Source organism: Empedobacter sp. GD03797, assembly GCF_029842105.1.
GTDB classification, from domain to species: Bacteria; Bacteroidota; Bacteroidia; order Flavobacteriales; family Weeksellaceae; genus Empedobacter; species Empedobacter falsenii_C.
In genome coordinates, this window is the sequence record NZ_JAOCFS010000022.1 from 1 (window position 1) to 22,671 (window position 22,671).

Consider the following 22,671-nt stretch of genomic DNA (forward strand, 5'->3'; position numbering starts at 1 on the left):
CAAATATGGGTATTAATCAAGCTTTCAGAACATATCGTATTGGAATTAGTTACAATTTTGGGAAACAATTTAATATAGAACGTTCAAAATCTAACCAAGAACAAAGCGGTGGAGGCGGTGGAGGAAATGGTTAAAATTTATTCCTGAATGAATAAAACCTGAACAAATCTGTTCAGGTTTTATTTTTTAATAATGATTATTGATCCAATTCTATCAAAAGCTTTTTTAATAAAATAGATAAATCCTCTTGCTCTTTTTTATTCAAAACTTGAATTGAATTTTTAGCTTCATCAAATCTTTTTTTGATCGCTTCATCAATAATTTTCTTTCCTTTTTCTGTAAGTCCAGCCAAACTTATTCGTCGATCATTTTCGTCTGCCGCACGATAAATTAATTCTAATTTTGTTAAGCGATTCAAAAGTGCTGTCATCGCTCCAGAAGTTATTACAACAGATTCCATCAATTGTTTTGGCGTTAATTGATAAGGTTTTCCTGAACGACGAAGCGTTGCTAACACATCTAAATCAGTATAATATATTCTATTTTCCTTCAAAGCCAAACTTGCTCTATTCTCGAAAATCTTACCCAATTTCATCACTCTACCTACAATCTGCATTGCATCAACATCCAAATCTGGACGTTCTATATTCCAATCAGCAATTAATGCATCAATTAAATCTTTATCTTTTTTCATCACAATTAATTGAAAAACAAATGTACAAATTATCTTGATGTAAAGATAATTTGATATATTTGTAATATATCTTGATATAAAGATACATTTAAAACCAATAAGAAAATGAAAATTATTCAAACCGAAAATATGCCAATTGCAAATGGACATTACTCACAATGCATAGAGCATAATGAGATTCTATATCTTTCTGGTCAATTACCAATTGATCGAGAAACCAAGAAAATTCCAACAACAATTTCAGAGCAAACGAACTTAGTTTTAAAAAATATCGAAACGATATTACATGAAGCTAATAGCGATAAAAACCATGTATTACAGGTTCGAATTTACATTCCGAATATTCAATTGTGGGATGAAGTAAATGCCGTTTACAGTGATTTTTTCGGAACGCATAAACCAACGCGATGTATTATTCCAACAAATGAATTGCACTATGGCGCATTAATCGAAGTTGAAGTAACCGCAATCAAAAAATCCTAACGATGTACAAACAAGCTATTATAGAAACTCATCAACGAATTTCACCTTTTATTCACAATACACCAATCTTAACATCAAGTTTATTGAACGAAATAGTTGGAGCGAAGTTATTTTTTAAATGCGAAAATTTTCAAAAAATGGGAGCATTCAAAATGCGTGGTGCAATAAATGCTATCATGCAACTTACAGACGAACAAAAGCAAAAAGGAGTTGTTACACATTCTTCTGGTAATTTTGCACAAGCTTTAGCACTTGCAGCAAAAAGTTTGGGAATCAAAGCTTTTATTGTTATGCCCAAAACTGCTCCACAAGTTAAAAAAGATGCCGTAAAAGGATACAATGGGCAAATTATCGAGTGTGAACCAACTTTAGAAGCAAGGGAAAAAACAGCTAAACAAATCGAAATACAAAAAGGTGCAACGTTTATTCATCCTTCAAATGATCTCAATGTTATTCTTGGACAAGGAACTGCAGCGAAAGAATTATTAGAAATACATCCAGACCTGAATTATATATTTACTCCTGTTGGTGGTGGAGGTTTAATTGCGGGAACAGCTATTGCTGCGGAAAATTTTGGTAAAAATTGTAAAGTAATCGGTGGAGAACCTTTTGAAGCAGATGATGCCTATCGTTCGTTAGAAAGTAGAAAAATAGAATCTAACATTACAACGAATACAATTGCAGATGGTTTGAAAACAGAATTAGGTGATATTAATTTTCCCATCATCCAAAAAGGTGTAGAAAAAATAATACGTGTAACAGAACAAGAAATAATTGCAGCAATGAAATTAATTTGGGAACGTTTAAAAATTGTTTGCGAACCTTCTTCTGCTGTGGCTTTAGCTGCATTAATCAAAGACAAAGAAAGATTTAAAAATATGAATATAGGGATAATCGTTTCTGGTGGAAATGTCAATTTAGACACTTTACCTTTTTAGAAATCTTTCTATAAAAAAATAAACCCCTAAAACATAAATTTTAGGGGTTTTGTATTGTATAAATATTCTATTAAATCGAATAATTACGATGTCCAAAAATTGAGCTTCCAATGCGAACCATTGTACTGCCTTCTTCTATCGCAATTTGATAATCTCCCGACATTCCCATTGATAAAATAGTTAGATTTTCGAAATTATTTTTCAACGAATCAAAGTTAGATTTTAAAGAACGAAACTCTTCACGAATTTGATTTTCATCTTCTGTAAACGTTGCCATTCCCATCAATCCAACTACGCGAACATTAGGTAAATGCTGAACTTCTTCTTGCATAATTTGATGAATTTCTTCTTCGTCCAAACCAAATTTAGTTTCTTCATCTGCTATAAATTGTTGCAACAATACATCAATTACGCGATTATTTTTTTCGGCTTGTTTGTGAATTTCTTTCAACAATTTCAGACTATCAACACCATGAATTAAATGCACAAAAGGCGCCATATACTTCACTTTGTTGGTTTGCACATGTCCAATCATATGCCAACGAATATCCTTTGGAAGAACTTCGTATTTATCGCACATTTCTTGAATTTTGTTTTCTCCAAAATCTCGCATTCCAGCCGCATAAGCTTCTTGCAAATCCTCCACAGGTTTTGTCTTAGAAACCGCTACCAATGTCACATGAGCAGGAATTGTAGCTTCGATTGTTTTTAAATTTTCTTGAATACTCATTTTTTATTCTTTCAAATCAAATACAGCAAAACCGCTTAAAGGTTTTGGTTCGATATATGTACTTTTTGGAGGCATTTTAAGCCCTAAATCTGCAATCAATTGCAAATCCTTCACATCCACTGGATAGAAAGCAAAAGCTGCAATATAATCGTGATGATCAACCTTGTTTTTAAGTGCTTCCACTCCTTCTCTATTACGCGTTCCACATTCGTAATGAACACGTTTATCCTTTTTAGAATCTTGAATATTAAGAATTGGTTTCATCACATTTTCTTCAAAAATATAAGTATCCAACTCACTTAATCCTTCGGTTGTCAATAAGTTGTTTTTGACATATAAACTATAAAATTGACCATCTAAATACATCACAATATGATGTTTTTTGGTTGGCACAACTAATTCATCACCTTTCGGAATAATTTCAAAATCAACTTCTAAAGCAGTTAAAAACGCTTCTGGAGTTAAGCCGTTTAAATCTTTAATTAATCGATTATAATCATTGATAATCAAATCTTCATTCGAAACTAAAAGTGCCAACGTATAATTAAACGCTTCATCACCATAGACTTCATCTTTTGAATTTTCGACTGCAAATTTTGTATATCGCTCCGAACTTTCCATACGATGATGTCCATCTGCAATATACAATTCGTCCAATTTCTCGATTGAATCTTTTAATTGTTTTAAATTCAAACGATTATCAACTCTCCACAACAAATGTTGTGTTCCGTTTGACTCTTCAATTTTCAGAATTGGCTTGCGTTTCATTTCTGTATCAATCAACAAATCAACGCGTTGAGCAGGTTTATAAGTCAACAAAACAGGCTCCGCATGAAAGTGAGATTCTTTCAAATAATCGGCAAATAATTCCACACGACGCTCCAATGTTTCTTCGTGCTTTTTAATTTTATTTTGACGATAATCATCAATATTCACCAAGCCCAAAAGTCCTTTTGTTTCACGCCCATCAGGCTGTATCACTTGATAAATATAAAAAGAAGACTTGTCTTGTGTTAATATTTTTTTCGAAATGAAATCTTCAAAATTCTCGCGAACTTTTCTGAATTTCTCTTTCGGATCTTGAATCGTTTCGTCCCAAGTTGGTAAAATAATATGCAAAAAAGAGTTTTCTCTGTTATTGATATAATAGTCCAATTCTTCTTTCGAATATTGATTAACGGCAAGCGTCACAAATTCTTGAGAAGTTTCTTCTGTAGGTCGAATTCCTTTGAATGGTTTAAATTGAGGCATTTTGAATAGTTTTAGATAGAATGAAACTCAAAATTATTTTCCGTAAATCTCAACGATTTGCGAAGCTAATTCAGTTCCAATTCTGTCCTGTGCTTCATTCGTAGAACCTGCAATATGAGGAGATAACGACAAAGATTCGTTCATCAACAAGCCCATTTCTGGTGTTGGCTCATTCTCGAAAACATCTAATGCCGCACCTGCAACTTTACCATCTTCGATCGCATCAACCAACGCTTTTTCATCAACAACTCCTCCACGAGCAGTGTTAATTACAATCACGCCATCTTTCATTTTAGCAAATTCTTTCTCACCCAAAATGTATCCATCTTGTGCTGGAACATGCAACGAAATAAAATCTGCTTTCGTAATTACTTCATCAAAATCAACAGAAGTGATGGTAAACGTTAATTTTTGACCATCAAAAAATTCTAATTCGATGTCACGTGTTGCTGGGAATTTATCATATACTAAAATATTCATTCCTAAACCAATCGCTTCACGAATTACTTCTACACCGATACGACCAAAACCGATCACACCCATTGTTTTCCCTCTCAATTCGATTGCTTTTGCGTACGCTTTTTTCAATCCATTGAAGTTAGAATCTCCTTCTAAAGGCATATTACGATTGGCTTGGTGCAAATTACGAACGATAGAAAACAAATGCGCAATCACAAATTCTGCTACTGATTGAGAAGAAGATGCTGGCGTATTAATGACTTGAATTCCTTTTTCGCGTGCATAAGCAACATCGATATTGTCCATACCAACTCCTCCACGACCAATAATTTTAAGATTTGTCGCATCAATTAATGGTTGACGAACTTTAGTCGCAGAACGTACTAAAAGTACTTCGATTCCGTTTTCGTTGATATAATTTTCTAATTGTTCTTGTGCTACGTGAGCAGTTATTACTTCGAAACCTTTTGCTTCTAAAGCTTCTATTCCTGCCTTAGAAATTCCGTCGTTTGCTAATATTTTCATGTTATTATTGTAAAATGTAAATTGTAAAAAGTATTAAGTCTACATTGTACATAGTACTTAATACAAAAAGATTTATCCAAATTTTTGTTCAAATTGTTTCATAACTTCTACCAAAACTTGAACAGATTCTAATGGTAAAGCGTTGTACATTGACGCACGGTATCCACCAACATCGCGGTGACCAGCTAAAGAAACAACTCCAGCTTCTTTTAACATTGCATCAAAATCAGCTTTGAAATCTTCGTTATTTAAAACAAAAGTGGCATTCATTTGAGAACGGTCTTCTGTTGCAGCAGTTCCTGTAAATAATCCGTTACGATCAATTTCAGCATACATTGCATCTGCTTTTGCAGTATTAATTTTTGCAATCGCTTCTACTCCACCTTGCTCTTTTAACCATTGTAAATTTAACATGACACCGTAAATTGCAATTACTGGCCACGTATTAAACGATGATTCTTTTTTGATATGTGTTTCGTAGTTTAAATAATCGGGAATATTACGTCCCGTTTTACCTAATAAATCTTTTTGAACGATTGCAACAGCAGAACCTGCAGGTCCCATATTTTTTTGGGCTCCAGCATAGATTACACCAAATTTAGAAACATCAATTGTGCGAGATAAAATATCCGAAGACATATCACAAACTATTGGAACTGGAGAATTTGGAAACTCTTTCATTTGTGTTCCAAAAATGGTATTATTTGATGTGCAGTGGAAATAATCAACATCTGAAGGAACAGTATATCCTTTTGGAATATAACTATAATTTTGATCTTTTGAAGAAGCAATAACTTCGATTTCTCCGAAACGCTTCGCTTCTTTGATAGCATTTTCTGCCCATTTTCCTGTTTGTGTATAAGCTGCTTTTCCGCCTTCTTTCAATAAATTGTAAGCTACAGTAGGAAATTGCAATGAAGCTCCACCTTGCATAAAAACTACGTCATGTGTTTCTGGAACATTCATCAATTCTTTTACCAACGCTCTTGCTGTATCAATTACTTCTACCGCATCTTTGCGACGGTGAGAAATTTCTAAGATTGATGTTCCTGAATTGTTGAAATCTAAACAAGCTTGAGCCATTTTGTCGAAAACAACTTGTGGTAAAATGCATGGTCCTGCACTAAAATTGTGAATTTTCATAATTAAAATTGTTGTGTGTTTGTGTGTCTAATTTGTAAACAAATATAGTAAATCAAATATGGAAAAAAGTGAATAATTACTTAACTTTTGAACAGAATACAAACAAAAAACCCTAAACTAATTCAGTTTAGGGTTTTTCTATTATTTGATTGAATATTTATTTTAGTATTGAACAAAATCAACATTCAATTCTTCTGCTTTGCGTTTGTAATATCCGTCAGCTAATTTATCTTTAATCTCAGCAAATGAGTTTAACGTATATTCGATGTGTTCGTCTTCGTGAGCAGCAGTTGGAATAATACGGAAAATAATCATTCCTTTTGGAATAACTGGATAAACTACTACAGAAACGAAAATACCATATTCTTCGCGCATTTCTTTTGCCAATACAGTCGCTTCGATAGGAGAACCATTCAATACGATTGGCGTAACACATGTGTTAGAACCTCCAATATCAAACCCTCTTTCTTGTAAACCTTTCTGAATTTTTTCTACATTGTGCCATAACTTGTCTTTAAGCTCAGATTGAGAACGTAATAATTCAAGACGTTTTAAACCTCCGATTACCATTGGCATTGTCAATGATTTTGCAAAGATTTGAGAACGTAAGTTATATTTTAAAATACGGATAATATCTTTATTTCCAGCGATAAAAGCTCCAAAACCAGCCATAGATTTTGCGAAAGTAGAGAAATAGATATCAATTGCATCTTGACAACCTTGCTCTTCTCCAGCTCCAGCTCCAGTTTTACCTAAAGTACCAAAACCATGTGCATCATCAACTAATAAACGGAATTTGTATTCGTCTTTGTAAGCAGCAATTTCTTTTAAAATACCTTGCTTACCTGTCATTCCGAAAACACCTTCTGTAATCACTAAAATTCCTCCTCCTTGTTTGTCGGCTAATTTACGTGCACGAATAATTGTTTTTTCGAAACTTTCGATGTTATTGTGTTGATAAATAAAACGTTTACCAAAGTGTAAACGAACACCATCCACGATACAAGCATGACATTCAGCATCATAAACGATTACATCATTTTTAGACACTAAAGCATCAATTGTAGATACCATTCCTTGGTATCCAAAATTCATTAAATAAGCAGACTCTTTTTGAACAAAATCAGCCAATTCTTGCTCTAATTGTGCGTGAAAATCTGTTTGTCCAGACATTGCGCGAGCTCCCATTGGATAAGCCATACCATATTCAGCTGCCGCATCAGCATCAGCTTTACGAACTTCTGGATGGTTAGCTAAACCTAAATAGTTATTGATTGACCAAGTAATTACTTTTTTACCTTGGAATTCCATTACGGGTCCAATTTCTCCTTTTAACTGTGGAAAAACATAATAACCTTCACCATAATCAGCGAATTGACCTAATGGTCCAGGGTTCTGTTTTAAACGTTCAAAAATGTCCATTTTATTATAGTTTAATTTTTTATTAATTGAAAAAAAGTAGAAAGTGAACGAACACTACCTACTTTAAATATTTAATTTTTACAAATATACGTATTATTTAATTCTTTCGACTGTTGCTCGAGCTTCTAAACCATTGAGTCTGCTATTTGTAAAGCCTTGCTCTGCCATCCAATCATCACTAAAAACTTTTGTCATATAGCGCGAACCATGGTCTGGATACAAAATTACAACTAAAGAATTTTCGTCAAATTCTCCAGCTTCAGCCAATTGTTTATATGCTTGTGTTGCAGCACCAGAAGTATATCCTGCCATAATTCCTTCTTTCAAAGCAATTTCTCTTGTACGATAAGCAGCTTCTTCGTCTGTCACTTTGATAAAAGAATCAACCATTTCAAAATCTAAAGCTCCAGGAACTAAATTTTTTCCCATTCCTTCGATTCTGTAAGGATAGATATCATTCTGATCAATTTTTCCAGTTTCGTGATAACCTTTCAATATTGATCCATAAGCATCAACTCCGATGATTTTCACATCTGGGTTTTGCTCTTTTATATAACGTGCACTACCTGTCAAAGTTCCTCCTGTACCTGTACAACCGATTAGGTGAGTAATTTTACCCTCTGTTTGATTCCAGATTTCAGGACCTGTTGTTAAATAGTGAGCTTCTGTATTCCCTTGATTAAAATATTGATTAATATAAAGAGAATTTGGCGTTTCCGCAGCAATACGTTTTGCTACTTCGTAATATGATCTTGGATCATCAGCAGGTACATTCGCAGGGCACAAAAATACTTTTGCTCCCATCGCTTTCAAGAATGAAATCTTTTCTGCCTTTGTTTTATCCGATACCGCTAAGATACATTTGTACCCTTTTACGATAGCCACCATAGCTACAGCAAATCCAGTGTTACCTGAAGTTGTTTCTACAATCGTAGCACCAGGTTTTAATAGACCATTTTTTTCAGCCTCTTCTATAATATGTAAAGCTATTCTGTCTTTTGTTGAATGTCCAGGATTGTAACATTCTAACTTTGCATAAACTTCGCCTGGAATGTCTTGGTTAATTCTGTTTAACTGAACTAATGGAGTATCTCCAATTAACTCTAAAACGTTTTTATATTTACCAGTCATTTCACAAATATTCTTTTCTAACAAAAAGCAAAATTAAGGATTTTTTAATTAATTGTTAAAAGATTAACACGTAAAATTAATCATATTACAATTTTAAACTTAAATTCTTATGATTTACTCGTTATTAAATTAGTTATTATTTAAATTAAAAATATGTTCTAAAATTCTTTTATCAGCAAGTGTAAAAGCAATTTTTCTTCTTTCCATCATTTTTTCTGCAGCTTCACAAGCTTTATCAAAATTAAAAACAGGAGCGTCTGATTGTCCACCCCAACTATAATGTTTAATCATATTTGGTGGAAAACCTGATTGAAAAACGTTCGCACAAACTCCAACAACTGTACCAGTATTAAATTGTGTATTGATTGCAGATTTAGCATAATCGCCCATTATTAAACCACAAAATTGCAAACCTGTTTTTACAAATCTTTTTTGGTTATAACTCCATAACTTTACTTCTGCATAATTATTTTTCAAGTTTGAGTTATTTGTATCCGCGCCTAAATTGCACCATTCTCCAATTACAGAATTCCCTAAAAACCCATCATGTCCTTTATTTGAATATGCTATTAGGATTGAATTATTTAATTCACCACCAACTTTACAAAAAGGACCAATCGTACAACCAGCATATATTTTTGCACCCATATTTATTTTTGCATGCTCGCATAAAGCTAATCCGCCACGAATCATAGAACCTTCCATAATTTCGGCATCTTTTCCAATATAAATTGGACCTTCTGATGCATTCAAAATAGAAAATTCAACTTTCGCACCTTCTTCAATAAATATTTTTTCAGGAGCTAAAACTTGGTTGGTTGTAGATATTGATTGAGAAGTTCTTCCTTTTGTCACCAAATCAAAATCAAATTCAATTGCCTGGAAATTGTAAGTAAACAGATCCCAAGAATGTTGTAGATGAATTACTTCATCTTCAAATTGAATAATATCTGATGTGATTTTTGGAGTTTCTTCAGTTGATTTAACTGCTAAAAGTTGATTGTTAAAAATTAGGGTTTGGTTTGGTTTTAAATTCTTTATCGCTTCAATTAATTTTTCATTCGGAAAAAAAGTTGGGTTGATAAATGTATTTTCTGTTTGAAGTTTAGCAGGAAATTTTTCTTGCAAATAAGGTTTCGTTTGATAAGAAACCTCTGTATTTAGTATTTTTTCCCAACGTTCTGCAAAACTCAATATCCCCATTCTTAGGGCAGCTACAGGTCTTGTAAATGTTAGGGGCAAAAAATCTTCCCATTCTTCGCCATCAAAAAGAACTATGTTCATTGATCTATGAATTTGTGCAAATTTAAAAATAATTATTTTATAAGTCGATAATATCAATATAGATTCTATCGACAGCCCTCCTAAAATAAATCATTCAAAATATTTGGTTGATGTAAAAAGGTCGTCGTAATTTTAGGCACATTTTAAAAACATTTTTCATTTTGAAATCAGCTCCGATTCATTTTGGTTCAATCGCATATATATTAGACGATTACCTTGCAAATAACACTTTTTCTTCTATCTTCTTTTTGGTAGATGAGAACACTCATGTGCATTGTTTACCGCTATTATTAGCCGATTTGGACAATATTTCTGCTTACGAAATCCTTGAAATTGACTCTGGAGAAGAAAATAAAAACATCGATACTGTAACTAATCTTTGGTTAGCATTAAGCGAGTTGGGTGCAGATCGTCATTCATTAGTTATTAATGTTGGTGGTGGAGTTTTAACGGATATGGGAGGTTTTATGGCTTCTACTTTCAAGCGTGGAATCAAATTCATCAACATTCCAACTACGTTATTATCGCAAGTTGATGCTTCTGCTGGTGGAAAAAATGGAATTGATTTGGAAGGAATGAAAAACATGATTGGGACATTTACACAGCCGGAAATGGTGTTAGTTGATCCTAAATTTTTGTTGACATTAGAGCAACGTCAAGTAAAATCTGGCTTAGCCGAAATGTTAAAACATGGTTTAATCAAGAACCGTGATCATTGGGATAATTTGGTGCAATTACCTTCGCACGATGCCGAATCTTTAGCTCCTTTTATCATGGATTCTATTCATATCAAAGAAAATGTGGTTGATAATGATCCATATGAAAAAGGTGAACGCAAAATTTTAAATTTTGGTCATACAATAGGTCATGCTATAGAAAGTGAATCTTTAGAAACTGATTTTCCGCTTTTACATGGCGAAGCAATTGTAATCGGAATGATTATTGAAACGTTCCTTAGTTATGATCAAGAATTAATTTCTAAAGCTGATGTGGAAGAAGTTTGTGAAAGTTTTTCGTCAATGTATGCTTTAAATACAATTGATATGAAAATTTTTCCGAACTTAATGGAATGGATGAAACACGACAAAAAAAATCAAAACAATTCAATCAACTTTACTTTGATCAACAAGATTGGAAATTGTCGTTATGATGTAGTTTGTACTGAAGAAGAAATCAGACAAGCTTTTGAAAAATATAATCAATGGATTGCCTAAAAAAAAATACTTCTTTCTTTGTTGTTGGATTAATAATGAGCCTTATGGTTACTTGTACATCTCAACACAAGAAAGAAGATGCTAAAGTAGAACAACCTTCAAACACTGTTACGATGAACGAAAAACCTCAATTCAATATTAATAAGTCAAACGAAGAATGGAAAAAAGAACTTTCTTCTGAAGAATATTATGTTTTAAGAGAAGCTGGAACAGAACGTCCTTTTACAGGAAAATTCAACATGCATTTCGAAAACGGAATTTATACATGTAATGCATGTGGAGAAGAATTGTTTTCTTCTTCTTCTAAATTTGATGGACATTGTGGTTGGCCAAGTTTTGACAAAGAAATAAAAGAAGGGAAAATTGTAGAACGTGTAGACACTTCGCACGGAATGAAGAGAACAGAAATTCTTTGCGGGAATTGTGGAAGCCATTTAGGACACGTTTTTGATGACGGACCTACAGAAACTGGTTTACGTTATTGTGTGAATTCGCTTTCGTTAGATTTCAAACCTGTAAAATAAAATCAAAAAGCTGTTTCGACAGCTTTTTTAATGCAAAAATACTTTATGAAAATACTTCGTATCATTATCGTTCTTATCTTATTGTTATTAATTTATAACGGTGTTTACAATTACAATTTAATGGTGAATATAAGAACAACCGATCGTCCGATTAATCCATTGCGCTACATCTTTTTCGGTTTTTATTTCTTCTTAATTCTTTTGAATTTGATCGAATATATTCGTGGAAAATTTACTTACGGATCATTCAAAAAAGTAATTTATTATTTAATTTTTGCTGGATATTTAGCGTGTATTTTCATGTTCAAATACAACAATTATCACATTCCGGGTTTGCCACTTTTGGGTTATTTTACATTGGTCGGAACTACCTTATTTATGTTGAGTCAAATCATCAAAAACAAACCTCCGTACAAACGCATAAAAAAATAATTCTTCGAAATGAGTTTGGTTTCGGATAGAATTACGTTCAAACAAATTAATCAATTAGCGATTCCTGCGATTTTTTCGGGAATTGCCGAATCTCTTATTACCTTAACCGATATTGCTATGGTGGGTAATGTAAAAGAATATTCGGTTGAAGCACTTGCTGCTACTGGTTTAGTTGGTTCTTTTCTTTCAGGAATTATCTGGATTGTTGCCCAAACCAAAACCTCTATTTCGTCTTTGGTTTCGCAAAGTTTTGGAGCAAATAAATTGGAAAGTCTCAAAACTTTAGTTCCGCAAGCGATGTATTTCAATATATTTTTGAGTTTACTTATTTTTGTTCCAACGTATTTTTTTGCACAAAATCTATTCGAGTTGTACAATGCAAAAGATTTGGTTCTTCAATTTTCAGTAGATTATTACAAAATCAGAGCATTTGGTTTTCCATTAACACTTATTTCGCTCACTCTTTTTGGAGCATTTAGAGGAATGCAAAACACCGTTTGGGCAATGAAATGTAGTTTAACAGCTGCATTTGTTCATGTCTTTTTAGACTATATTCTAATCTTTGGAGTAAATGGGATAATCCCCGCTTATCATATTAAAGGCGCTGCTTATGCAAGTTTAATTGCGCAATTGATTATGGTAATTATGGCGTTTTACTACTATTTCACGAAAACTTCATTTGGATTAAATCCAGGAAAAACCATTCATCCACTTTTTAAGAAATATGTCAACTTAAGTTTCAATTTTATTTTGCGAACAGCTTCACTGAATGTTGCATTTTTTCTTGCCAATTCTTATGCCACCGATTATGGAAAAGATTATATCGCAGCTCAAAGTATTTTGATGAATATTTGGTTGTTTTTTTCATTTTTTATCGATGGATATGCTGGCGCTGGAAATGCAATGGCAGGACGATTACAAGGCGAACGAAATTATTCTAAACTTTGGATTTTAAGCAAAAATATTTCTAAATATTCTGTTTTAATTGCATGTATTTTAATTGCTATTTGTTTCATTTTTTATAATCAAATTGGGCAAATTTTCAATCAAGATCCAAATGTTTTGACCATTTTCAATTCGGTATTTTGGATGGTTTTACTGATGCAACCAATCAACACATTGGCTTATATTTTTGATGGATTTTTCAAGGGAATGGGCGATGCAAAACTCTTGCGAAACAACTTAATTATCGCAACATTTTTTGGTTTTCTACCAACCATTTATCTTGCAGATTACTTTGGTTTAAATATTTATGGAATCTGGATTGCATTCGGAATTTGGATGTTTTTACGCAGTTTTCCGTTGATGTATATTTTTAGAAAACGAGTTTTTGAATCGTATTAATTATCAATTTCTTTTATATTAAATGCAACATTTATTTAATTTTTGCGTCATTATAGAATATCATTAAAACTATAAAAATGAAGCAATTATTAAAATTTATTTTCTCTTTATTCTTAATTTCAAATTTTGCTTTCAGTCAAAATACAATAAAAATGACGTATAAATATGGAAGCGATAATGGTGAAATTCAAGATATCATTGATTTTGAAAATATTTATATCGAAACTTTAAATTTTGAAGGAGATTTACTAAACGGAAAGAATTATCAAATTAATCTTGAAGAATATAAAAATGGAAAATTAACTACTAAAAAGTTACTTTTTGACTCTTCAGAATCTGATTATTTCAAGATTAATTCAAACTCATTATCATTAAAATTCTTTTTCAAAATGAGTGATGGAAAACTTAAAACATATATTAGGAGTAATCTTTTTGGAACAAAAAAATCATATTTCAATCTTATGAATGATTCAGATAAATATGCTTTAAAAGATTTTTTTGGAGAGAAAAAAGAATTAACAATCAATCCAAATAAGAAAAATGCAGTATTTGCTATTCTCACTCCTACAATTCATCCAGATGGTTCAGGTTCATATTGTGAAGTTGCTCAATCAGATATTGCACCAGAAAAATTGGGCGAACATTTCAAAATTCCACATTATTTTTTAGTTACAATCAATTTTAAATAAATAGCATTAAAAAAAATCCAACTTTTCACAAAGTTGGATTTTATTATTTATCTAAATTCTATTTTTCCTAAGGAGTAGAAATAGAAGCTTGTTGAATTTTTCCGTTGAAATATTTCCAACCATTCAATCCAAAATCGACCAAATATTCGGCCATTTCATCTGGTTGCAAAGGCGCAATATAGCCCGGAAAAGCTTCCTCCAACATCTCTGTTTGCACCGCTCCCAACGCCACAGCGTTTATTCTTGGTCCATGATCTTTCAATTCTTCTGCCAACAATTCAGTCAAATTAACCGTTGCAGATTTTGAAGACGAATAAACAGACAAACCTGGAAATTTCACCGAACCTTGTACTGCTCCCATTGTCGAAATATTAACTACATGAGAAGATGTATCAAATTTTGGCATCAAAACCTGTATCAATCGGTATGGTGCTATAAAATTAATTTGCCAAGAAGTTAACAAATCCTCTTGTTGCATTTCTATGAATGGTTTGTTGATACAAACTCCCGCATTATTGTACAAAACATCTACTTTATTCCAAGATTCCACAGCTTTCAAAACCTCTGAAATCTCATCAAAATTAGCCAAATCAACACCGATAAACTGATATTGATTTTCTTTTGCAAAAGCTGTTAATTCCTTCAATTTATCTACATTTCGAGAGACTGTCAACACTCGATTTCCTAATTCCAAATGTTGTTTTGCCAATTCAAAACCAATTCCTCTACTCGCTCCCGTTACAATTATATTTTTCATAATGTTGTACAAAATTTACAATTTCTTCTATCGTTTCAAACTTTATTCCATCAAAGATGATGTTATTTTCTGTGATTTCAATATGATTTTCCGCATTATTTTCGACAGAAATTCCATTTCGAATTAAGGCATTTTTTACCCAAAAAGCCAATTCCGAATTTCCTTTTACACCAATCGTTTTAGAAAATGATTTTTGTGTTGAAAAACGATTATTTTTTTCATCATACGTTAAATTTTGGTTGGATAATTTTTGAATAATTTGATGTTCAAAAGCCATTTGTTCTGGAATATTTTCAAACAAATTTCCGTTTTCAATCCACCAAATTTTATCCGCTTTTTCTAAAGCAAAATCAACTTCGTGCGTAATCATCAGAAATGATTTATCCGTTTTCAATTTTAACTCATTCAGTAAATTGAAAATTCGATATTGATTCGCTAAATCTAAATTTGATGTTGGTTCATCCAAAATAACCAATTTCGCATCTTGACACAACGCGCGCGCAATCATCACCAATTGCAATTGACCTTCGCTGATTTCATTCGCAAATTGATTTGCCAAATTCGAAATTCCAACCAATTCTAAAACCTCATCAATTAGGTTTTGTTCTTCCTCAGAAATCTTTTTCAAAACCTTGTGATAAGGCAAACGTCCCATCGCAACCAATTCCGAAACTTTAATTTTTGGAACAATCGACAAACGTGGTAAAACAACTGCAATTTGCTGCGCAATTTCTTGAGAAGATAATTTTTTGATCGAATTATTTTCTAAATAAATTTCTCCATTCAGTGTTTTCTGAAAACCTAAAATCGAATTAATCAACGTTGATTTTCCTGCACCATTTTTACCTAAAACAGCAACTAATTCATTCGAATTTATACTCGCATTTATGGTTGAAACAATTTCTTTTGAACCATATCCAACCGAAAGATTTTCTAATTTCAAAATGGTATTTTTCATCGCACTTCGTTTTTATTATTCAACAAAATACTAATGACAATTGGAGCTCCAAACAACGCGGTAATGATATTAATCGGTAACGTTCCGAACGGAAAAACTTCGGTCAAAATCGAGAATAATAACATGAAAAATATACCTGAAACGAAAATCCATCGGTACAAAATTTTCATATCACCTGTTCGTAACAATGTTCTACAAATATGTGGAACTGCCAATCCAATAAAACTAATTGGACCTGCAAAAGCCGTTGCTGAAGCCGTTAATAAAGCTGTTGAAATTAAAATTGTAAAACGTAATTTTTTGATATTAATCCCTAAAGATTGTGCATATTTTTCACCTAATAATAAGGCTGTAATTCCTCGTAAAGTAAATAATGAAACAATAATTCCGCTCAAAACAAATAAACCAAAAACGCCTAATTGTTCCCACGATAAACCGCTCAACGAACCGAATCCCCAAACTAAATAGGCTTTAATTTTATCGGAAGGAGCAAAATATTGCATCATGCCAATTAATGCGCCCGCTAAACCTGCAATCATAAATCCTATAATCACCAAAGAGGCAGATGATTTGATACGAAATGATAACGAAATCACTAAAAACAAGGCGACAATTGCACCTAAAAATGAAGCAATAATTGTAATCCAAGGATTATTGAGAAATTCTCCTAAACCAATCATCGAAAAAAGAAAAATCACAATCGCAACGCCTAAACTTGCCATCGAAGTTATTCCCAAAACAGAAGGTTCTGCCAACGGATTTTTGAATAATTCTTGCATCAAAAAACCTGAAATCGGCAACGAAATACCAACCAATAAAGCTGTTAATGATTTTGGTAAACGAAAATTGAGCACAAGATTGTGCAACATTTCGTCTGATTGACCAGAAAATACATTAAAAATTTCGGTGAAAAAAATCGAGACTTTTCCAACGCTTAAACTCAAAACAAAAAGTAAAAGTGTCAGAATTATTAAAACAAAAAATAGTGGTTTTTCTTTCATCAAGACAAAGATAGAAATTCTAATAATTTCTTAAAGTTTAATTGTGAATTGGTTTTTATTGAAAATTAATGATTAGTTTCGTTTCATGAATTTTAGAAGTTTCGTTTTAATTATCTCTTCGATTTTTGTGCTACTTACGCCATGTAGCATCAAAGCTTCTATTCATACTATTTTGGACGTAGAAAATGTTCATCAAACAAAAACTTCTCAAGTCAAAATCAATCAAAATCATTCGAATTCATGTTCTGTTGTTAAGTTTGAAACGATAAAAAAATCAACAAAAAATCTTGATGTTCCGAATTTTGATTTACCCGATTCATCGATTCATTTCATTGGGTTAGCACGTTCTTCATTAATCGAAGAAGATATAGATTCGAATGAAATTCAATCACCAAAAATACCTTTTTATCTGTTGTATAAGCAATTGAAATATTCGTTGATGTCTTAATTTTTCACAATTAATTTAGACAACAAATATTCAATCACTTATATAAAAATTCATGCAAAATAAATCTGTTTTATCAATGGGTAATGCTGTATTGGCGTTACGTTTAGTCATTGGTTGGACGTACTTTTCTGCCTTTTGGAGGCGTTTAATTTTAGAAAATAAACTCGATCCAGAAGCTGCGGGTTATATTGGCGAAAAATTCAATCATTTTTTACCAAATGCCCTTTTCATCAAACCACTTATTCAATATTTAGTCGAAAATCCTGAAGCGTTGCTTTGGAATATGTGGATTTTTACCATCGTAGAAGGCGTTGTTGGCTTACTCTTAATGCTTGGTTACAAAACACGAATCATGAGTATTGCCGTTTTCTTTTTGGCAATGGGAATTTTACTTGGTTCGGGCTGGATTGGTACAACTTGTTTGGACGAATGGCAAATTGGCGTTTTAGGATTAGCTGGAGGTTTTACGCTATTTCAGGCTGGTTCAGGAAAAATTTCGTTGGATTATTTCTTCAATAAAAACCAATTTATTCAACAAGAAAATAATTGGAATTCGATTTCATTCCAAAAATATAGACCTTATTTTATAGGTTTTAGTTTTTTTATTTTATTCGTTACTTTGTTTACAAATCAGGTTTTTCATGGTGGAGTTTACGGAACTTTGCACAATAAATCTGTCAAACCAAAAGTAGAAATCTCAAATTTAAAACAACATCAAAACAAGGTTTCATTTGATGTAATGCGAATAGAAGGCGCGGATGTTTATGGCTCTTTTTTGATTCAAATCGATTTTCATAATCATCAAAATGAAATAATTGAAAGTTTGGATATGAAAGAGTTATCAAATTTGGACAAACAACAAATTTCGAATTATTATGTAGCAAAAGTTACACCGCACAAACACAGTTTGGTGTTACCTTTGGGTGCGAAAGCAAATCTGAATTTTGATATTTCAGACAAAATTCACAAAGTAGTTTTAACCGATATAAGCGGATTACAATGGGAACAAACAATAACAAATTTATAGCAATGTTAAAAAGAAATTATTCAACAATTATCATAGGAGCGCTGGCTTTGGTCTTACTTTTTGTGCCAGAAGCAAAAGCAATGATGCAACAAGGTTTAATGAAATTAGGCTTATTTGAACCGAAATTAGAAAAAGTTGAACCAACAACTCAACCAAAATCTGAAGCGAATTATACATTCGAAATGGTGTATGCTGATGGAAAAGCAATCAACATGGAAGATTTGAAAGGTAAAGTTGTTTTCATGAATTTTTGGGCTACTTGGTGTCCTCCTTGTATTGCGGAAATGCCATCAATTCAAAAATTGTATGACAAAGTAAAAGATGACAAAGACATCGTTATTTTGACGGTTGAAGTGGAAGGAAAACGTGATAAAGTGGCAAAATTTATGGAACGTAAAAAATTATCGTTGCCTGTAGTTTACCCAAATTCATCTATTCCAACGGAGTTTTTTAACGGTTCTTTACCAACAACTGTTATTTTAGACAAGAAAGGAAATATTGCACATACAACAATGGGAATGGCGGATTATTCTGGACAAGATATTGTTGATTTCTTGAATGAATTGAAAGCAATGAATTAATCTTTTAAGAATTATAAAAACATAAAAAAGCTTCGAGAAAATTCTCGAAGCTTTTTGTTTTGTACTATTTATATTTCTAATAAACTAATCGCAATCCTACGCCAAACCCCATATCGCTATCGTAATGAGTTCTGATGTGCATGTTTTTGTTTAAGATATAACTCAACTCACCCATATATTCTTTATCGGTATTCCACATAAAACCTGCACGAACTCGTTTCGAGATTGGAATATCTTCGCGCATGAATTGTAAACGCACTTTTCCTGTGTGATAAATTTCGGTCTGGAAATCAATCAACATTGGTAACTTATACACAAAACCTGTACTGAATAAACCTTTGTTACGATCGGTTTTTTGACCAAAAATATTCTTCTCTACATTTCCGTGTTCTGCTAACATTTTGTGTTGATTCCAATCAAATCCTACAAAAACCTGAAACCATTGATTTCGATCTATAAAACGTCCCAAATGTGTTTCAACCTCGTAACCGTGTTCTGGTTTGTAACCTATACTCCATTCCGAAGTCAATGCCCAACGTGCATCTTGCACCATCAACATACCATCTAACCCATTTGTTGCAAAATCATTTTCTGCCATTACATGCTTCATATTACTTTCCATTTGTAACATTTTATACGCATGTTTTTTGTTTGGTAAATTCGGATTTTGATAATCTCCAACTTCAAAAACGCGGTTCATTCCGCCCATCATGTGATACAAAATATGGCAATGAAAAAACCAATCACCTTCTGTATTTGCCTGAAATTCGATGACATTTGTTTCCATCGGCATAATATCCAACACATTTTTCAACGGAGAATATTCACCATTTTTGTTGATGACACGAAAATCAAAACCATGTAAATGCATCGGATGACGCATCATCGAATTGTTGTATAAAGTAATACGCAGAATTTCGCCTTTTTTGACTGGAATTTTATCCGATTCTGAAAATACTTTGTTATCCATACTCCATACATAACGACTCATATTTCCCGTTAATTCAAAACGTAATTCTTTTACAGGAGCATCTTTCGGAAGTGTTGTATTTTCAGGTGATTTTAGCATTCCATAATTCAATGTTGTGATATTTGATGATAAATTTTCATGCGAAGAATGATCCATTTCTCCCATTTCCGAATGATTCATTTCTTGATGATTTTCTGCCGAATCTTTCTTTGATTTTTTGGATCTCTTTTTCGAATCGCCAGAAATTTCGGGATACATCACGGTATTCATGTCCATTTGCTGCAAGCTCATTTTCATGCCCATATCGTTCATTGTTCCGTCCATATTCATCATGTCGTTCATCATTTTCATTCCTTCAAAATACTTCAATTTCGGAAGTGGTTCCATCAATTGTTTCTTTCCATCACCAATGAACAACGAAGCCGAACCCGTTCTATCTTCAGAAGTTGCTTGAAATTCGTACGATAAACCACCTTCAGGAACTGTAACTACCACATCATAGGTTTCAGAAACACCGATAATCAAACGATCAACCTCTAAAGGTTCTACATCATTTCCATCATTTGCTACAACCGTGATTTTTCCGCCCGCATAACGCAACCAAAAATAAGTCGACGCACCACCGTTCGAAATTCGTAAACGAACTTTATCACCAGCTTTGAATTGTTTCAGTTGACTTTCATTCGCTGCATTTATCAAGAATTTTTCGTAATAAACATCGCTCACATCCATTGCCAACATACGTTTCCATTCGTTGGTCAATTTTGTTTTGAAATGCCCTTCTCGAATTGCTTCAGCATAACTTTGCGTTGAACCTTTTTTGATTCCCGCCCAATCGTTTGCATTATGCAACATTCGCTGAATATTTTTTGGATTAAGATCTGTCCATTCACTCAACATCACAGGAATTGTAGGTAAATCATCAATTCCTTTTCTGAAAGTTGGATCATTTTCGCGTTTCTTCAAAATCATCGAACCGTACATCCCGATTTGTTCTTGATAGCCTGAATGACTGTGGTACCAATGCGTTCCGTTCTGAATAATCGGAAAAGAATACGTGTACGTTTCGCCAGGTTTGATTCCCATTTGCGTCAACATCGGAACCCCATCTTCCTTATTCGGCAACCACACGCCGTGCCAATGCAAAGAAGTATCTTCATTCAATTTATTATGTACACGAATGACAGCCGTATCACCTTCCGTAAACTCCAAAGTTGGCATAGGAATTTGACCATTTACCGAAATCGCTCTTTTCTCTTTTCCTGAAAAATTAACAATGGTATCACGTACATATAAATCGTATTCCACACGTTTTTGCGCATGCAAAGCAATCGCCGACGGAATAAAAAGTAAACAAAGTAATTTCCTCATATGAATGATTTATTATAATTGACTAAACTTCTTATAATTCTCCTCATTTTCGAAATAATCAACATTTCCTTGTTGATCTTTCAAAACGATATACGCATTCGCTTTATCAATCTCCTTTCCTGTAAAAGGATCTTTTGCTTTACGCGCCGTTTCATCATTCGGAATTCTTTCTACGCACATATTACAACAACCATAATACGTTTTTCCATCATAAGGAACTTCGAACTGATCTTTGCCCATATAAGCGTTGTTCACCATACAAACTTGCTTATTCGGAACCTTATCTCCAACATTGTAAGCCATTGTTTGCGAAGGTTGCATCATATCTGACATCTGTTCTTCGTGAGCAGTAACTGTTGGTTCTTCTGTTTTATTTTGACAAGATGTTAATGCAAAAATACTTAATATTGAAACGCCTAAAACTATCTTTAAATTCTTCATTTTCATTCAATTTTTTAATTATTATTTCAATGTTTCAACTGTGCTTCCGCATGTCAACATCATATTTCCGTAGAAAGGATTTTTAATATCCGAATCTTTACTCAACCAATTCGAACCACCATTAAACATTGGACAATTTTGATAATAAACTGTGTAACCAAGATTTGCTTTCTGAGCTAATTTGTACATTGGTTGTGATAATTTCGCAAAAGTTGAACGTTGTTTTTCAATATTTTTTTCTTGAGATAATTGTTTCGAAGTTGCTTCTAAATCATTCAAAACTTCCATCCAAACCATATGCGATTCATGCGAAAGTTTACCCATTTCTACAGTAGAAATTGATTTAGAAAATACAGTAATTTGTTTCGAGATTTCACTTTCATTTGCTTTTACAAAAGCATCTTTCAATGAAAAATAAGCATCAAAAACGTGCGACAATTGATTTTTTTGTTGAGAAGTTTCAGTTTGATTATGATTAGGATGATCCATTTCTTGATGATTCATCACCATTTTTTTATCACGAGAATATTGACAATCTTTTTCCAATTTCGCATAAGCTTCATCAGGCGCCATATACTCTGCATTATCAAAACCTGCTAGCGCGATGTTTTTCAAGATTTCGTTCGAATTTGTTTTTGATTTATTATACGAAATCGAAGCTGTTTGTGTGTTTACATCAAAATCTACTTTCGAAATTCGAGCTTGATTTCCCGCTTTTTCAATTAATTCTTTTGCATTTGCACAATTTCCTTTCACTTGAAATTGTTTGGTTTCTTGATTTTTAAACTGTGCATTTACAGCAAAAGCAAGAAAACTTCCGATAACTAAAAAACTATATTTTTTCATGATTTTTA

General features: G+C 32.7%; 24 protein-coding genes. 10 read left to right on the forward strand and 14 right to left on the reverse strand.

The features are described 5' to 3' along the window. Window positions 1–196 precede the first annotated feature (196 nt). Window positions 197–694 (reverse strand): MarR family winged helix-turn-helix transcriptional regulator, encoded by a 498-nt coding sequence (locus tag N5D90_RS12755; RefSeq protein ID WP_280062710.1) that lies wholly within the window; start codon window positions 692–694, stop codon window positions 197–199. 105 nt (window positions 695–799) lie between these two features. Here N5D90_RS12755 and N5D90_RS12760 point away from each other — a divergent pair, with 105 nt between their 5' ends. Both N5D90_RS12760 and N5D90_RS12765 read left to right on the forward strand, forming a co-directional pair. Beyond that, entirely contained in the window at window positions 800–1,177 is a 378-nt protein-coding gene (locus N5D90_RS12760; protein ID WP_280062711.1) for a RidA family protein, read from the forward strand. A 2-nt stretch (window positions 1,178–1,179) separates the two neighbouring features. Further along, the gene (locus N5D90_RS12765; protein ID WP_280062712.1) at window positions 1,180–2,115 is read left to right on the forward strand and encodes a pyridoxal-phosphate dependent enzyme; all 936 of its coding nucleotides are present in this window, start codon (window positions 1,180–1,182) and stop codon (window positions 2,113–2,115) included. Between the two features lie 70 nt (window positions 2,116–2,185). On the opposite strand, the gene N5D90_RS12770 is transcribed toward N5D90_RS12765, so the two are convergent. The 7 genes from N5D90_RS12770 to N5D90_RS12800 form a co-directional block, all read right to left on the reverse strand. Then, complete coding sequence (locus tag N5D90_RS12770) at window positions 2,186–2,845, reverse strand: YggS family pyridoxal phosphate-dependent enzyme (RefSeq protein ID WP_280062713.1); 660 nt, start codon at window positions 2,843–2,845, stop codon at window positions 2,186–2,188. 3 nt (window positions 2,846–2,848) lie between these two features. Next, window positions 2,849–4,096 (reverse strand): DUF1015 domain-containing protein, encoded by a 1,248-nt coding sequence (locus N5D90_RS12775; RefSeq protein WP_280062715.1) that lies wholly within the window; start codon window positions 4,094–4,096, stop codon window positions 2,849–2,851. A gap of 33 nt (window positions 4,097–4,129) precedes the next feature. Continuing rightward, on the reverse strand, window positions 4,130–5,080 hold the full coding sequence (locus tag N5D90_RS12780) for a D-2-hydroxyacid dehydrogenase (protein WP_180906157.1): 951 nt from the start codon (window positions 5,078–5,080) through the stop codon (window positions 4,130–4,132). Between the two features lie 72 nt (window positions 5,081–5,152). Then, complete coding sequence (serC, locus tag N5D90_RS12785) at window positions 5,153–6,223, reverse strand: 3-phosphoserine/phosphohydroxythreonine transaminase (protein ID WP_038337000.1); 1,071 nt, start codon at window positions 6,221–6,223, stop codon at window positions 5,153–5,155. 162 nt (window positions 6,224–6,385) lie between these two features. Beyond that, the gene (locus tag N5D90_RS12790; protein ID WP_114999385.1) at window positions 6,386–7,645 is read right to left on the reverse strand and encodes an aminotransferase class I/II-fold pyridoxal phosphate-dependent enzyme; all 1,260 of its coding nucleotides are present in this window, start codon (window positions 7,643–7,645) and stop codon (window positions 6,386–6,388) included. A 93-nt stretch (window positions 7,646–7,738) separates the two neighbouring features. Beyond that, complete coding sequence (locus N5D90_RS12795) at window positions 7,739–8,776, reverse strand: PLP-dependent cysteine synthase family protein (protein WP_038336998.1); 1,038 nt, start codon at window positions 8,774–8,776, stop codon at window positions 7,739–7,741. A gap of 129 nt (window positions 8,777–8,905) precedes the next feature. Next, the gene (locus N5D90_RS12800) at window positions 8,906–10,060 is read right to left on the reverse strand and encodes a GlmU family protein (RefSeq protein WP_280062716.1); all 1,155 of its coding nucleotides are present in this window, start codon (window positions 10,058–10,060) and stop codon (window positions 8,906–8,908) included. A 161-nt stretch (window positions 10,061–10,221) separates the two neighbouring features. Between N5D90_RS12800 and aroB the strand changes: the two genes are divergently transcribed. From aroB to N5D90_RS12825, 5 genes are all read left to right on the forward strand, one after another. Beyond that, window positions 10,222–11,274, forward strand: coding sequence for a 3-dehydroquinate synthase (aroB, locus tag N5D90_RS12805; protein ID WP_280062718.1), 1,053 nt, complete (start codon window positions 10,222–10,224; stop codon window positions 11,272–11,274). Window positions 11,275–11,387: 113 nt separating this feature from the next. Next, window positions 11,388–11,798 carry a peptide-methionine (R)-S-oxide reductase MsrB gene (gene msrB, locus N5D90_RS12810; protein ID WP_038337020.1) on the forward strand — a complete coding sequence of 137 codons (411 nt, stop codon included), beginning with the start codon at window positions 11,388–11,390 and terminating at the stop codon, window positions 11,796–11,798. 45 nt (window positions 11,799–11,843) lie between these two features. Further along, the gene (locus tag N5D90_RS12815) at window positions 11,844–12,230 is read left to right on the forward strand and encodes a hypothetical protein (protein WP_280062720.1); all 387 of its coding nucleotides are present in this window, start codon (window positions 11,844–11,846) and stop codon (window positions 12,228–12,230) included. Window positions 12,231–12,239: 9 nt separating this feature from the next. After that, complete coding sequence (locus N5D90_RS12820) at window positions 12,240–13,574, forward strand: MATE family efflux transporter (RefSeq protein ID WP_280062721.1); 1,335 nt, start codon at window positions 12,240–12,242, stop codon at window positions 13,572–13,574. Between the two features lie 77 nt (window positions 13,575–13,651). Next, window positions 13,652–14,263, forward strand: a complete 612-nt coding sequence (locus N5D90_RS12825) for a hypothetical protein (protein ID WP_280062723.1) — start codon at window positions 13,652–13,654, stop codon at window positions 14,261–14,263. 67 nt (window positions 14,264–14,330) lie between these two features. Here N5D90_RS12825 and N5D90_RS12830 read toward each other — a convergent pair whose 3' ends face one another. From N5D90_RS12830 to N5D90_RS12840, 3 genes are read right to left on the reverse strand one after another with little or no spacing between them, the layout of a single operon-like run. Continuing rightward, on the reverse strand, window positions 14,331–15,020 hold the full coding sequence (locus N5D90_RS12830) for an SDR family oxidoreductase (RefSeq protein WP_280062724.1): 690 nt from the start codon (window positions 15,018–15,020) through the stop codon (window positions 14,331–14,333). Continuing rightward, entirely contained in the window at window positions 14,989–15,978 is a 990-nt protein-coding gene (locus tag N5D90_RS12835; protein WP_280062725.1) for an ABC transporter ATP-binding protein, read from the reverse strand. Before N5D90_RS12835 ends, N5D90_RS12830 begins: the two co-directional genes overlap by 32 nt. Then, window positions 15,975–16,979: an iron ABC transporter permease gene (locus N5D90_RS12840; protein ID WP_180906145.1), complete on the reverse strand. Its 1,005-nt coding sequence runs from the start codon at window positions 16,977–16,979 to the stop codon at window positions 15,975–15,977. Before N5D90_RS12840 ends, N5D90_RS12835 begins: the two co-directional genes overlap by 4 nt. Before the next feature lie 85 nt (window positions 16,980–17,064). Here N5D90_RS12840 and N5D90_RS12845 point away from each other — a divergent pair, with 85 nt between their 5' ends. Genes N5D90_RS12845 through N5D90_RS12855 form a run of 3 tightly spaced genes read left to right on the forward strand, consistent with a single transcriptional unit; the run spans window position 17,065 to window position 19,035 of the window. Then, window positions 17,065–17,427 (forward strand): hypothetical protein, encoded by a 363-nt coding sequence (locus N5D90_RS12845; RefSeq protein WP_180906144.1) that lies wholly within the window; start codon window positions 17,065–17,067, stop codon window positions 17,425–17,427. Between the two features lie 52 nt (window positions 17,428–17,479). Further along, entirely contained in the window at window positions 17,480–18,454 is a 975-nt protein-coding gene (locus N5D90_RS12850) for a TQO small subunit DoxD (protein ID WP_244958022.1), read from the forward strand. Between the two features lie 2 nt (window positions 18,455–18,456). After that, entirely contained in the window at window positions 18,457–19,035 is a 579-nt protein-coding gene (locus tag N5D90_RS12855) for a TlpA disulfide reductase family protein (protein WP_280035899.1), read from the forward strand. Between the two features lie 76 nt (window positions 19,036–19,111). On the opposite strand, the gene N5D90_RS12860 is transcribed toward N5D90_RS12855, so the two are convergent. Genes N5D90_RS12860 through N5D90_RS12870 form a run of 3 tightly spaced genes read right to left on the reverse strand, consistent with a single transcriptional unit; the run spans window position 19,112 to window position 22,663 of the window. After that, window positions 19,112–21,376: a multicopper oxidase domain-containing protein gene (locus N5D90_RS12860; protein ID WP_280062726.1), complete on the reverse strand. Its 2,265-nt coding sequence runs from the start codon at window positions 21,374–21,376 to the stop codon at window positions 19,112–19,114. A 12-nt stretch (window positions 21,377–21,388) separates the two neighbouring features. Continuing rightward, window positions 21,389–21,817 (reverse strand): hypothetical protein, encoded by a 429-nt coding sequence (locus tag N5D90_RS12865; RefSeq protein WP_262487863.1) that lies wholly within the window; start codon window positions 21,815–21,817, stop codon window positions 21,389–21,391. Window positions 21,818–21,838: 21 nt separating this feature from the next. Beyond that, window positions 21,839–22,663 (reverse strand): DUF3347 domain-containing protein, encoded by an 825-nt coding sequence (locus N5D90_RS12870; RefSeq protein ID WP_280062727.1) that lies wholly within the window; start codon window positions 22,661–22,663, stop codon window positions 21,839–21,841. Between the last annotated feature and the right edge of the window lie 8 nt (window positions 22,664–22,671).